General features: G+C 72.3%; 12 protein-coding genes. 7 read left to right on the top strand and 5 right to left on the bottom strand.

The window, feature by feature from the left end; translation table 11 throughout:
* Nucleotides 1–48: 48 nt before the first annotated feature.
* Together ACGFRF_RS01640 and ACGFRF_RS01635 are read right to left on the bottom strand one after the other, a co-directional pair.
* Nucleotides 49–828, bottom strand: coding sequence for a ferredoxin reductase (locus ACGFRF_RS01640; RefSeq protein WP_393736098.1), 780 nt, complete (start codon nt 826–828; stop codon nt 49–51).
* Nucleotides 821–1,426: a sulfite oxidase-like oxidoreductase gene (locus ACGFRF_RS01635; RefSeq protein ID WP_393736096.1), complete on the bottom strand. Its 606-nt coding sequence runs from the start codon at nt 1,424–1,426 to the stop codon at nt 821–823. Before ACGFRF_RS01635 ends, ACGFRF_RS01640 begins: the two co-directional genes overlap by 8 nt.
* 222 nt (nt 1,427–1,648) lie before the next feature.
* On the opposite strand from ACGFRF_RS01635, the gene ACGFRF_RS01630 reads away from it, so the two are divergent.
* Nucleotides 1,649–2,410 (top strand): GNAT family N-acetyltransferase, encoded by a 762-nt coding sequence (locus tag ACGFRF_RS01630; protein ID WP_393736094.1) that lies wholly within the window; start codon nt 1,649–1,651, stop codon nt 2,408–2,410.
* Nucleotides 2,411–2,635: 225 nt separating this feature from the next.
* Here the strand turns inward: ACGFRF_RS01630 and ACGFRF_RS01625 are convergent, their stop codons facing one another.
* Nucleotides 2,636–3,034, bottom strand: a complete 399-nt coding sequence (locus ACGFRF_RS01625; protein WP_393737087.1) for a MarR family winged helix-turn-helix transcriptional regulator — start codon at nt 3,032–3,034, stop codon at nt 2,636–2,638.
* Between the two features lie 126 nt (nt 3,035–3,160).
* On the opposite strand from ACGFRF_RS01625, the gene ACGFRF_RS01620 reads away from it, so the two are divergent.
* Complete coding sequence (locus ACGFRF_RS01620; RefSeq protein ID WP_393736092.1) at nt 3,161–4,267, top strand: hypothetical protein; 1,107 nt, start codon at nt 3,161–3,163, stop codon at nt 4,265–4,267.
* 322 nt (nt 4,268–4,589) lie between these two features.
* Nucleotides 4,590–5,402, top strand: coding sequence for a putative protein N(5)-glutamine methyltransferase (locus ACGFRF_RS01615; RefSeq protein WP_393736090.1), 813 nt, complete (start codon nt 4,590–4,592; stop codon nt 5,400–5,402).
* Between the two features lie 103 nt (nt 5,403–5,505).
* Here the strand turns inward: ACGFRF_RS01615 and ACGFRF_RS01610 are convergent, their stop codons facing one another.
* A complete protein-coding gene (locus ACGFRF_RS01610; protein ID WP_393736088.1) occupies nt 5,506–7,584 on the bottom strand; it encodes a SpoIIE family protein phosphatase in 2,079 nt (692 codons plus the stop codon).
* Between the two features lie 317 nt (nt 7,585–7,901).
* On the opposite strand from ACGFRF_RS01610, the gene ACGFRF_RS01605 reads away from it, so the two are divergent.
* Together ACGFRF_RS01605 and ACGFRF_RS01600 are read left to right on the top strand one after the other, a co-directional pair.
* Nucleotides 7,902–8,783 (top strand): hypothetical protein, encoded by an 882-nt coding sequence (locus ACGFRF_RS01605; RefSeq protein ID WP_393736086.1) that lies wholly within the window; start codon nt 7,902–7,904, stop codon nt 8,781–8,783.
* Nucleotides 8,784–8,902: 119 nt separating this feature from the next.
* On the top strand, nt 8,903–9,274 hold the full coding sequence (locus ACGFRF_RS01600; RefSeq protein ID WP_393736084.1) for a hypothetical protein: 372 nt from the start codon (nt 8,903–8,905) through the stop codon (nt 9,272–9,274).
* Nucleotides 9,275–9,414: 140 nt separating this feature from the next.
* Here the strand turns inward: ACGFRF_RS01600 and ACGFRF_RS01595 are convergent, their stop codons facing one another.
* Nucleotides 9,415–9,825: a winged helix-turn-helix transcriptional regulator gene (locus tag ACGFRF_RS01595; protein ID WP_393736082.1), complete on the bottom strand. Its 411-nt coding sequence runs from the start codon at nt 9,823–9,825 to the stop codon at nt 9,415–9,417.
* A gap of 98 nt (nt 9,826–9,923) precedes the next feature.
* Here ACGFRF_RS01595 and ACGFRF_RS01590 point away from each other — a divergent pair, with 98 nt between their 5' ends.
* Nucleotides 9,924–10,781, top strand: coding sequence for an alpha/beta fold hydrolase (locus ACGFRF_RS01590; protein WP_393736080.1), 858 nt, complete (start codon nt 9,924–9,926; stop codon nt 10,779–10,781).
* A 353-nt stretch (nt 10,782–11,134) separates the two neighbouring features.
* Nucleotides 11,135–13,150 (top strand): FAD-dependent oxidoreductase, encoded by a 2,016-nt coding sequence (locus ACGFRF_RS01585; RefSeq protein WP_393736078.1) that lies wholly within the window; start codon nt 11,135–11,137, stop codon nt 13,148–13,150.
* Nucleotides 13,151–13,172 lie beyond the last annotated feature (22 nt).

Below are 13,172 nucleotides of genomic sequence, written 5' to 3'. Positions count from 1 at the left end.
CCCGCCGCGCGACCTGAGCGTTCAGCCCGCACGCGCGTGCCCCAGTGCTCAGCCGAAGCGTTCGATGCGGATGCGCTCCACCGGCTGGCCCGCTTCGACCAGCAGCCGGGAGGCGTGCTCGGCAAAGCCGTTGGACCCGCACACATAGGTTTCCCACCCGCCAGCAGGCTGCTCGGCCACGAGTGGCGCCACATGTGCGGCCGTCATACGTCCCACCGGCACCCCGGCCGGCGCACTGCGGGTGAACACGGGCGTCGTCTCCGCGTCCAGTTCCCGTGCGTAGATCAGCTCCTCGGGGCTGCGAGCGGACACCAGCATCCGCAGCGGCACGGTGAGGCCGCGCGCCCGGTGGTGCCGCACCATCGACATCAGCGGTACCACCCCGGAGCCCGCGCCGAGCAGCAGTGCGGGCCGGTCGCCGGGCCAGGCGAAGAAGCCGCTCAGCGGGCCGCGCACCTCGACCGTGTCGCCCGGGCGGGCCACCGTGTGGAACCAACCGGACACCTCGCCGCCCGGCACATGGTCCAGGGTCAGCTCGATGTGCCCGGAGTCGTCCGGCGCCGACGCGACGGAGTAGTGGCGCTGGGCCACGTAACCGTCGTGCGCGGTCAGCCGCAGCATCAGGTGCTGTCCGGGCAGGTGCCCCGCCCACCGCGGCACGGCCAGCCGGAACGTGGCCGCGTGCGGCGTCTCGCGCCGGATCTCCGTCAGCGTGGCGGTCTGCCACTCCACCGCCGCACGGTGGTTCACGGCGATGCGCCCGGGCACCGCGAACCGCGTCGCGGGGACGCCCGGGGAGATCGTGTCCGTCGTCACCGTGTCAGTCACCGGAGTACCGCTGTTCCTCCCAGGGGTTGCCCCGCGCGTGGTAGCCGTTCCGCTCCCAGAAGCCCGGCTCGTCGTGATCGAGGAGCGTGAGCCCGGCGATCCACTTGGCGCTCTTCCAGAAGTACAGGTGGGGCACCAGCAGCCGCGCCGGGCCGCCGTGCTCGGCAGGCAGCGGCCGGCCGTCGTACTCCCACACGATCCAGGCCCGTCCTCCGGTGAGGTCGGCGAGCGGCAGGTCGGTGGTGTAACCCGTGTGGGAGGTGGCGAGTACATGTGTGGCGGACCCATGGGGCTGCACCACATTGAAGAACGCGTCCAGCGAGACGCCGCCGAACCGCACGCCGAACTTCGACCAGCCGGTCACACAGTGGATGTCACCGTCGTACGCCGACGCCGGCAGCGCGTGCGCCGCGTCCCAGTCCCAGGTGTGCGGCCGCTCGACCAGGCCGTCGATGCGGAAGGACCAGTCGGTGGGCGCGAGGTCGGGAGTGACCTCGGCGGACAGGACGGGCCAGTCCTCGCCCGCGTCGTACTGCCCGGGCGGCAGCCCCGGGTTGTGGACGCGCGGGCGGCCCGTGAAGCCTCGCGTGACGTTCATGCTTCAACCGTACGCTGTCGTTCCGGGTGTCCCGTCCCTGGTCATCGGCCGGATCATTGCGGCCGTATGAACTCTGCGGGGGAGCGGGAATACCGGCCCGATGCTCCTCCTTGGCGCTCAGTGCCGGCTCCGGTGCGCCGGTGACAGTGCGAGGGAAGTGAGGAAGAGGATGCCCGAGTCCTACGTCCGCAGGACAGTGATCGAGGTGGCCGTGTGAGCCTCATGAGCAGCTCCGGCGCCTCCGGCCCGATCGCCGCCGATACCGCCGATGCCCCGCACGTCCTCGACAACCCGGCCCTCGCCTCCCTGACCGGCCCGCACGCCCACTTCGCCGAGCGGCGCGGCCGGGTGGTGCGTTATCCGGTCGACGTCTCGCCGTGGCTGGCGTTGCCCGACGAACCGGACGCGCGGGACTGGGCGGACCTCGCCGCGCTGGCCGGTCCCGGCGCCGAGGTGCCGCTGCCCGGTTTCCGCGGGGAGGTGCCGGAGGGCTGGGAGATCACCTTCCAGGTGGCGGGCGTGCAGTTCGTGGACGACGGCCTGGCCGCGGCACCGGACGCGGAGGCGGTCCGCCTCGGTCCGGCGGACGTACCCGAGATGCTGGACCTCGTGGCCCGCACCCAGCCGGGGCCGTTCCTGCAGCGCACGATCGAACTCGGCACCTACCTCGGCATCCGTCGCGACGGCAAGCTGATCGCCATGGCGGGGGAGCGGCTGCACCCGCCGGGCTGGACCGAGATCAGCGCGGTCTGCACCGATCCCGCGTTCCGTGGCGAGGGCCTGGCCACCCGCCTGATCCTCGCGGTCGCGCACGGCATCCGGGAGCGGGGCGAGACACCGTTCCTGCACACGAGCGCAGCGAACACCACCGCGATCCGGCTGTACGAGTCCCTCGGCTTCCGGCTGCGCCGCCACACGGCGTTCCTGGCGGCCCGGGCACCCGAGCGACTGACGGACGGCCGCTCCGCGGTGCCGGTGGCGTGACGCACCCGTAGGCGCGGTGCCGCCCGGCCTCGCGCCTCCGGTGGCGTGCCGCACCCGCTTCCGGTGGCGTGCCGCACGAGCGCCTCCGGCAGGACACCACACCGGAGGCTGCGGCGGCAGACCGCAGCCGCGCCCCCACTGCCGCCGCCTCAGCGTTCCCGTGGCTTACCGCCAGTCGCGCCTCCGGTAGCGTGTCGCCCCCCACAGCTCCGATGGCCCCGCCTCTCAGGCGGAGTCCGTGCCGCCCGGCCCCGCGTTGTACCGCTCCAGGTAGGCGGCGAAGCGCACCAGGTCCTCCTCCGGCCAGTTCGCGAGCCGCTCCCGGAACGCGGTGCGGCGGCTGCGGGTGACCTGGGCGAGGATCTCCTGGCCGGCCTCCGTCAGATGCAGCACATGGACCCGGTGGTCCTCCGGGTCCAGCCGGCGCTCGATCAGCCCGGCCCGCTCCAGTGCGGCGACCTGGCGGCTCACCGTGGACTTGTCCAGGGCGTAGTGGGCCGCGAGGTCCGTCGCCCGGCAGCCGCCGCTCTCCTCCAGGTGCCCGAGCAGGGTGTACGACACCAGCGACAGCTCGGGGTGCATACGTCCCGCCGAGGCGCGGGCCCGGCGGGCGAAGATCGTCATTTCGCGCTGGATCGTCTCGACGGCCGACTCCGCTGTACTCACGGGAATACCTCCTCCGGACCTTCTAGTTGTATAGTACAACTTAGAGCGAAAGTTGTATAAGCCAACCTTTGGAGGTCGTGCGCGATGAGGTCACCGGCACTGCGCCACGTGCTCACGCACCTGATCACCCCGCTGCTGATGTGCATGGGCATGGGGCTCGCGTACATGGGGGCCTTCGTCACCCCCGAGCCGCACCACCTGCCCGTCGCCGTCGTGGGTACCGCCCCGCGGGCCAAGGTCCTCGCGCAGACGGTGAAGGACACCGCGGGGGACAAGCTCGACGTGCGTACGGTCGCCACCCGCGCCGAGGCCGTCGACCTGCTCAGGTCCCGGGACGTGACCGGTGCCTATGTGCCGAGCGCCAAGGCGCCCGAGCTGCTGGTGGCCAGCGCCGCCTCCGACATGGGCGCGACGGCCGTCGAGAAGGCGTTCACGCCGGTCGCCGAAAAGCAGGGCGACCCCCTGAAGGTCACCGACGTGGCCGCGCCGGTCGTCGACGACCCCACAGGGCAGGGCCTGTTCTTCCTGCTGATCGCGCTCAGCATCGGCTCCTACGCGTCGGTCGCCGCCCTCGGTGCCGCGGGCGCCGCCCTCGCGATGCGGGTGCGGGCCGTGCTGGCGCTCGGCGTCTCCGCCGTGGTCAGCGGCATCGGTGTGCTGCTCGCCGGGCCGGTGTTCCGCCTCGCGCACCACGATCTCGCGGGCGTGTGGGGCATGGCCTGGCTGTACTCGGCGGGCATCCTCTTCATCGGTGTCGGTCTGCACACCTTCCTCAAGCGGTGGACCACACTGACCATGATGGTGCTGTTCGTGATGCTGAACTTCACCAGCTCCGGCGGCCTGTTCCGCCCCGAGCTGCAGAACGGCTTCTTCGGCACCCTGCACGCCTTCTGGAACGGCGCCGGCTTCGTCGAGGGCGTCCGCAGCCTGCTGTACTTCGGCAACGACGGCCTCGCGCGCAACGCGTGGACCCTCGTGGCCTGGCTGCTCGCCGGCCTCGCCGTGACGGCGATCGCGGCCCTGTACGAGCGGACCCGCACGACCGGGCAGACGACCGCCCGTCCCGGGTCCGGGACCCAGGCCCGGACCGCACACCCCGTGGCGCAGCCCGAGCGGGACGCCGAGCGGGACACCGGGCGGGCGTCCGAGCAGGAGGCCGAGGAAGAGGTCGAGGAGACGGTCGGCGTCTGAGCGACCGCCCGACCGGGCCCTCCGGGGGGCGGGGAGCGTACCGCCCGCCACCGGGCGGATGCCCCCGCGCCGGCCGTCACCGTTCGCCGATGTCCGCGTCACCCCGCCTGCCGCGAACTCCCCGCTGCGGACGGCGTTTCGTGGTCCTGGGGTATGGTGGCCGTCCGGTCGCGGACGTACGCGGCCCGACAGAGCGAGGAGGTGAGACCCATCACCGCTGTGTCAGCTGGGGTGCTCTCTCCTCGTGACGGCGCGGTACACCGGCAGCGGTGACCGCGGGAGCGCCCTCAGGCTCCGCGCTCCCGAAAGGCTCTCGGCTTCCATGCCCTCCCTGCCCCCTCTGCCGTTTCCGCCCTCCGATTCCCCGGCTTCCGCTGCCGCCGTCGTCTCCGCGCTACGCGCCGCCGGGTGCGTCTTCGCCGAGGAGGAGGCGGAGCTGATGATCGCGACCGCCCGGACCGAGGAAGAACTGACCTCGATGGTGGGCCGGCGTGTCGCCGGACTTCCTCTCGAACAGGTTCTTGGCTGGGCGCGGTTCCACGGACTGCGGATCACCGTGGAACCCGGGGTGTTCGTCCCCCGCCGCCGTACCGAGTTCCTCGTCGACCAGGCGCTGGCCGCGGCGCCGCGGGCGAGCGTGGTCGTGGACCTGTGCTGTGGTTCCGGCGCGCTCGGCGCGGCCCTCGCCGCCGCCCTGGACGGCGCCGAGGTGCACGCGGCCGACATCGACCCGGCCGCCGTACGCTGCGCCCGCCGTAATCTCGCCGCCTTCGGCGGCCGGGCCCACCGGGGCGACCTGTACGACGCGCTGCCCGCAGGTCTGCGCGGCCGCGTCGACGTCCTGACGGCCAACGTGCCCTATGTGCCCACCGACGAGGTGGCTCTGCTGCCGGCCGAGGCCCGCGACCACGAGCCGTTGGCCGCCCTGGACGGCGGCGCGGACGGCCTCGACGTGCTGCGCAGGGTGGCCGCCGGGGCGTCCGGCTGGCTCGCGCCCGGCGGCTGCCTGCTGACCGAGACCAGCGAGCGCCAGGCGGAGACCGCAGTGGAGGTGCTCACCCGGGCGGGCCTGACGACCCGTCTGGCGGTGTCGGAGGAGCTGTACGCGCACGTGCTGATCGGCGTACTGCCCTAGGTGCGACGGTAGTTGCTGCGCTGATCGGCGTACTGCCTCAGGTCCAACGGCAGTTGCTGCGCCACAAGGAGCCCGTCGCACCACCACGGCAGGTGACCCACCGCTAACGCAGGGGTTGCGCACGGGCGATCAGCAGCGCCACGTCGTCATGGTTGTCGGGGTGGTGGAGTGTGCGCAGGAGCAGGTCGCAGGCCTCCTCCAGGGGGCGCTCGGGGTCGTCGAGCAGGGACAGCAGGAAGTCCAGGCGTTCGTCCAGCGAGTGGTGGCGGGTCTCCACCAGACCGTCGGTGTAGAACACCAGTTCGTCGCCGGGCTCGAAGTCGACGGTGACGGTGGAGAACCCGACCCCGCCCACGCCCAGGGGCACTCCGGTCGGCAGGTCGAGCAGCTCCGGCGGGCGGCCGGGCCGGACCCGGGCCGGTGGCAGGTGACCGGCGTTGGCGATCCGGCACTGGCGCAGATGCGGGTCGTGGACGGCGTACACGCAGGTCGCGATGGAGTGGTCCAGTGCCGAGGTCGTCTTGTCCAGGTGCTCCAGCAGCACGGCCGGGTCGAGGCCGAGCGCGGCCAGCGTGGTGGTCGCGGTGCGCAGCCGGCCCATCGTGGCGGCCGCGCTGATGCCGCTGCCCATCACGTCGCCCACCACGAGAGCGGTTTTCCCGCCCTCCAGCGGGATGACGTCGAACCAGTCGCCGCCGACCTCGCTGGTGGCGCCCGCCGGCTGATAGCGGGAGGCCACCTCGAGTCCGGTCGTGACCGGTGGATGGCTGGGCAGCAGGCTGCGCTGCAGGGTGAGGGCGGTGTTGCGGGCGTTCTGGTACCAGCGCGCGTTGTCGATCTGCACGGCCGCGCGGGCCGCCAGTTCCCGCGCCAGCAGCACGTCGTCCTCGCCGAACGGCTCCGGATTCCGGGTGCGCTTGAGGTCGAGCGCCCCCAGCACCTCGCCGCGTGCGATCAGCGGCACCGCGAGGTACGAGTGCAGGCCCGCCCGGCCCAGCAGGACGGCCGCCTCCGGTGAGCGGGCGATGCGCGGCAGGTCCTCGTCCTTGACGTGCGGCACCAGCACCGCCTCGCCCGTGCGCACGCACTCGGTGACCAGGCGGTCGGCAGCGTACCGGGCGATCCGGCCGGGCAGGTCGGCGGCCCATACGGCCTCCGTGTCCTGAGCCGGGCGCACGGCGAGCGCCCGGATCACCGCCGACTCCGAGGGGCCCAGCGTGCTGGGCCTGCCCTCCACCACCGCGTCGAGCAGGTCCACGGCCGCCACGTCCGCCAGTCCCGGTACGGCGACCTCGGCCAGCTCGCAGGCGGTGCGCTCCAGTTCGAGCGTCGTACCGATCCGGGCGGACGCGTCGGCGATGACCGCGAGCCGGCGCCTGGCGGCCTCCGCCTCCACGGAGGCCCGATGCTGCTCGGTGATGTCGACCATGGAGACCGCCACCCCGAGCACGTTGCCCATGGCGTCCTCGAGCCGGTACAACGAGTGCGACCAGGTGTGCTCCTCGTCCGGGTCGGCGGGGGTACGGCCGACGAGCGTGTCGTCGATGAGGGGCACGCCCGTCTCCAGTACCCGCCGGGCGGCGGCCTCCAGGGCGTCGGCGTCCACCTGCGGCAGCACCTCGCGCAGCGCCCTGCCCACGTGCTCGGCGGCGGGGAACCCGTTGATCTTCTCCAGAGCCGGGTTGACCGAGACGAACCGCAGCTGGGTGTCCAGGACGGCGTAGCCGATCGGTGACTGCTTCACCATCCGCTCGGACAGCGCCACGTCCTGCTCCAGCCGCCGTACCGTCGACTGGTCGGCGGCGAGCCCGAGCGCGTACACGTCACCGCGGTCGTCCAGCAGCCGCATGTTGCGGAACTCCACCAGGCGGGTGCTGCCGTCCTTGTGGCGGACCGGGAAGCCACCGGCCCAGCTCTGGCCGGTGCGCATGACGTCGGCGAAGAGCTTGCCCACCAGCTTGATGTGCCGCTCGTGCACCATGAGCCGGGCGGCGTACTGGCCGAGGGCCTCCTGCGCGGTGTAACCGAACAGCTCCTCCGCCTGCGGGCTCCACAGCACGATCCGGCCGTCGGTGTCCAGCACGACCGACGCGACGCCCAGCACGTCGAGCAGGCCGCCCGGCCGCACCGGTCCGCGCGCGGGCTCGTCGCCCTCGGCCGCCGGAGCCTCGGCTGCACTCATGCCATGCACCGCCTTCGCCCGTCCGCACGGCATGCCGTCCCCCGTGCCGACTCCCCTTGTTCTACCGCGCTCACACCGACTCTCCGAGGCCTTCGCCGTCTACCTCCACCATCCCTCAACACGGCGGCGGACGTCCGCCGAAGCCGCCACGCCGGCGGTGCGCGCGGTGCGGGCCCTCCTGCGCGGACCGTACAGGCCGGTCCCGTGGGCCGTGAGAGTTCACGCTCATGTTGCTGCATTGGCCTGTACATGACCATCGCGCCACGCCAGACTGTCCGCCGACCGAGTGCCCCCACCCCCCGTACGAGGAGTCGGCCATGCCCGCGCCCGCCCGGCACCGCAGTCACGCAGTCCTCACCGGACTCGTCTCCCTCGCCACCGCCGCAGCCGTGTCCCTCGCCGTGTCCGCGCCTGCCTCCGCGGCCGGCACCTGGACCGAGACCGGATCCGACCGCGCCCGCCCGCTGACCGAGAGCCAGGGCCTGACCTCGGTGGAGGTGCCGGCCGGCAGCCCCAACCGCTACACCGGCATCGGCACCATCCCCCTCGACCTCTCCAGCCGCGGCTGGAACCACGTCGGCGACCCCGACGCCTCGTACAACGGCTACTACATCGAGCCCTACCAGCGGGACTCCGGCAACTCGAAGATGTTCCGCGTGCAGGCGCCCGGCGGCACCTGGTCGGAGTACGTCCACACGCTCGGCCCCGGCGAGGCCCTGAACAACTCCTGGGACGCCGTCTCGCCCGACGGCCAGTGGATGCTCGCGGGGGAGTGGGGCACGATGACCCGGCTTCTGGTCTTCCCGACCCCCGGCGTCAATCCGGTCACCTCGCCCTCCGCGAACCTCCCGCAGGCCTCGTCCGTCCACCTGGACCACGCCGTCCGGGACGTCCAGGGCTGCGACTTCTCCGGTCCCACGACGCTGCTGTGCTCCTCGGACGACCCCGACGGCAGCCTCTTCGGCATCACCAAGCCGCTGCTCCAGATCGACCTCTCGGCGGCCCCGAACGGCTCCGCGGACGTCTCCGGGCACGTCACGGCCCTGCGTCAGCTGCCGCTGCGCAGCTCCTGCTCGGGCAGTTTCGAGGCGGAGGGCATCGACTACGACCGGCGCACGGGCGTCCTGCGGGTGATCGTGGTCTCGCCCGGCATCTGCGTGCTGACGGACAGCAAGACGTACACGTTCTCGCTCGGCTGACCTACCGGATTCCCGCGCAGCTGAGGTGTGCTCATCAGCCCGTGGTGCTTTCCTGGGGATGGACGCGGTTCGGCGGGGTACCCCGTTCCAGCGCAGCGCGGCCACGAAAGGAGCGATCAATGGCACACACGGAGCGGTCGCATCCGGAAACCGTCACGGTGGAGCTCAGCGGCTCCAAGGAGGATGCCCGCCTCGTCTTCGACGCGCTGAGGTCCTGCTTCGCCTCCGACCGGGGTGCGGACGAGGACCCTCAGCAACTCCACGAGACCCGCCCGATGGTGTGGCTCGGCACGTACGACGTCGCGGACGCCCGCGGACACGGCTGTCCGCCGGTCCACCTCGGCTCGTCCGTCCAGGCCGACATCCAGGGCGGCTACTGGGCCGTCAACCGGTTCCGCACCACCCTGGACTCGATGTTCACCGTGCAGGAGACCTGCACCGCCTCCGGCGACCAGGAGAGGGATCTGCACCTCCGCCTGGAGAGCCGCTGACGGCGCGGTACTACGGCAACGCCCCGGCCGGCTCACCGTCGGCCGGGGCGTACTGCGCCGGGCCGTGGCCGAGGTGGTCGGAGTGGCGCGAGGTGCCGGTGGCACCGTCACGGCGGGAGGTCCTTTCGGAACCGGCCCGCCTATCCCTCATCGACCTCCTGGTCGGCGGCTTGGTTGGCGCGGTCGATCTCGGCCATGTGCTCCTCAGCCCAGGTCCGCAGGCCCGCGAGCGCGGCTTCCAGGGACAGCCCGAGTCCGGTGAGCCGGTAGAAGACCCGCGGCGGCACGGTCGGTTCGACCCGGCGTGACACCAGCCCGTCGCGGGCCAGGCTGCGCAGCGTCACGGACAGCATCTTCTGCGAGACGCCGGGCATCCGGCGTCTGAGCTCCGCGAAGCGCACCTCGTCCGGTGCGGCATCGGCGAGCGTCTTGACGGCCATGGACGTCCACTTCGTACCGATGCGGTCCAGCAACTGCCGCGTCGGGCAGTGGGGATCGAACAGATCGCCGCGTACCCCGCGACCGGCGGCCCGGGCCCCTCGGGTGGTCACCTGTGGCTCACCACCTTCCCTGAAAGTGCCGTCTAGGAAGCGGCCGGACAGTTACCTATCGTTCTGTGGTCACCAATGGTAACCACCGGGAGCCTGTCATGACCGTGACCACCCCACCCCGACTGCGCCGCATCGCGACGAACGGCGTCCAACTCAACGTCGCCATCGCCGGGGACGGACCTGCGGTGCTCCTGCTGCACGGCTTCCCGCACACCTGGCGACTCTGGAGCGGCATCATGGGCCGACTGGCCGGGCAGTACCGGGTCATCGCCCCGGACCTGCGCGGCTTCGGTGCCAGTGCACGTGCCGTCGAGGGTTACGACGCAGGCACCCTCGCCGCCGACGCCGAAGGGCTGCTCCGCGCACTCGGTGAGCCCTCGGCAGCGGTGGTCGGCATCGACGCGGGCACCGCCCCCGCCGTCCTGCTCGCGCTACGCCGGCCCGGCCTCGTCCGGCGCCTGGTCGTCATGGAGGCACTGCTCGGCCGCCTGCCCGGAGCGGAACACGTCGTCGCGGGCGGCACCCCCTGGTGGTTCGGCTTCCACGCCGTCCCCGGCCTCGCCGAGACCGTCCTGGCCGGCAACGAGGCCCCGTACATCGACTGGTTCCTCGACTCGGGGACACTCGGGCGCGGAGTACCCGACGACATCCGTGCGGCCTTCGTCCAGGCGTACACCGGGAGCGAGGCCCTGCGCTGCGCGTTCTCCTATTACCGGGCCCTGCCCGTCGGCGCGCAGCAGATCCAGGACGCCGTCGCCACGGCTCGGCTGACCATGCCCACCATGGCCGTCGGCTCTCACCCCGTCGGCACCGGGCTCGAGAACCAACTCCGTCCCATCGCCGATGACCTGGTCGGACACCATCTCCAGGACTGCGGCCACATCATCCCCCTCGACCGCCCCGACGCATTGTTCGCGCTCCTTGCTCCCTTCCTCTCCGCCGATCTGCCGAAGTGACCGGAGCGGGGACCGCGCACTGGACGCCGACTGCGACTCGGAGACCACCCGTGCTCTGCCGAACGATCCGGAGCCGGGGCGAGCAGCGCAGAGCCGTGGCGGTCGGCGGCCAGGACACGGCCCTCCGTCATGCCCGAGCGCTTCGGTCCCCGTTCGCCGCGGCCGACCGGTGAGCGTCCGGCGGCCTCTGCCGTCGTAGAACTCCAGTGCGAGCCGCTTGAGCCGGGCGAAGCGCCCACGGGAGTGGCCCGGTAAGTGGCTGGAGTCACCCCTCCAAGGTTGTGCAACTAGTTGCATAAAGCGTCTGGCTTCCTCTACAACAAGAAGCGACGACACCGCGCACGGAGGGCCCGATGAGCCGTTACCCGCACCTGATGACCCCGCTCGACCTGGGCTTCACCACACTGCCCAACCGCGTGCTCATGGGCTCGATGCACGTCGGCCTGGAGGAGGCCGAGCGCGGCTTCGAGCGGATGGCGGCGTTCTACGCGGCCCGCGCACGCGGCGGAGTCGGGCTCATCGTCACCGGCGGCATCGCGCCCAACGAGGAGGGCCGGCCGTACGAGGGCGGCGCCAAGCTCACCACCGACGCGGAAGCCGCCCAGCACCGGACCGTCACCGAGGCCGTGCACCGCGAGGGCGGCCGGATCGCGATGCAGATCCTGCACTTCGGGCGGTACGCCTACCATCAGGACCTGGTGGCGCCGAGCCCGCTGCAGGCCCCGATCAGCCCCTACGTTCCCCGCGAGCTGACCGACGCCGAGGTCGAGCGGACCATCGACGACTACGCCCGTGCCGCGCGCCTCGCCCGGCAGGCCGGCTACGACGGCGTCGAGATCATGGGCTCCGAGGGCTACCTCATCAACGAGTTCATCGCCGCGCAGACCAACCATCGCGAGGACCGCTGGGGCGGCTCGTACGAGAACCGGATGCGTTTCCCGGTCGAGATCGTCAAGCGGGTGCGCGAGGCCGTCGGCGAGGACTTCATCATCGTCTACCGGCTGTCCATGCTGGACCTGGTCCCGGGCGGCTCCTCGCTGGCGGAGGTCGTCACCCTCGCCAAGGCCGTCGAGGAGGCCGGGGCGACGATCATCAACACCGGCATCGGCTGGCACGAGGCCCGCATCCCCACCATCGCCACCTCCGTGCCGCGCGGCGCCTACACCTGGGTCACCAAGAAGCTCAAGGGCGAGGTGTCCGTCCCCCTGGTGACCACCAACCGCATCAACACCCCCGACCTGGCCGAGGAACTGCTGGCCGGCGGCTGCGCGGACATGGTCTCCATGGCCCGACCGATGCTCGCCGACCCCGACTTCGTCGCCAAGGCCGCCGCCGGGACGCCCGAGGCCATCAACACCTGCATCGGCTGCAACCAGGCCTGCCTCGACCACACCTTCAGCGGACAGATCACCTCCTGCCTGGTCAACCCGCGCGCCTGCCACGAGACCGAGCTGGTGCTCTCCCCGACCCGGCGGCGCAAGCGCGTCGCGGTCGTCGGCGCCGGCCCGGCCGGACTCGCCTGCGCGGTCTCCGCCGCCGAACGCGGCCACGCCGTCACCCTGTTCGACGCCGCGAGCGAGATCGGCGGCCAGCTCAACGTCGCCCGCAAGGTCCCCGGCAAGCAGGAGTTCGACGAGACCCTGCGCTACTTCCGCCACCAGCTCGACGCCCACGGCGTGGACGTACGCCTGGACACCTGGGTGGGGTCAGGCGACCTGGACGACTACGACGAGGTCGTCGTCGCCACCGGCGTCACCCCGCGCACCCCGGACATCCCCGGCGTCGACCACCCCCGCGTCCTCGGATACCTCGACGTCCTGCGCGACGGCGCCCCCGTCGGCGACCGCGTCGCCGTCCTCGGCGCCGGCGGCATCGGCTTCGACGTCGCCGAGTTCCTCACCGACGGCGGCGACAAGGCGAGCGAGGACCCGGAGACCTACTTCCGGCACTGGGGCGTCGACATGGACTACCGGGCGCCGGGCGGCCTCGCCGCCCCGCGGCGGCCGGCCCCGCCGCGCACCGTCCACCTGCTCCAGCGCAAGACCAGCAAGGTCGGCGCCGGACTGGGCAAGACCACCGGATGGATCCACCGCGCCGAGCTGAAGCACCGGGGCGTCACCATGGTCCCCGGGGTGCGCTACGACCGCATCGACGACGCCGGCCTGCACATCACCGTCGGCGAGGAGAGCACGGTCCTCGAGGTCGACACCGTGGTGCTGTGCACCGGACAGGAGCCGCGCCGCGATCTCTACGAGGAGCTGGTCGCCGCCGGGCGCAGCGCCCATCTGATCGGCGGCGCCGACGTCGCGGCCGAGCTGGACGCCAAGCGGGCCATCAAGCAGGGCACCGAGCTGGCGGCGGCGCTGTAGGGGCCGCAGCCCGCGTCCCTAG

This window comes from Streptomyces sp. NPDC048521, from assembly GCF_043199855.1.
In the GTDB taxonomy this organism is placed as follows: Bacteria; Actinomycetota; Actinomycetes; order Streptomycetales; family Streptomycetaceae; genus Streptomyces.
This window is presented reverse-complemented; position numbering and strand designations above follow the sequence as displayed.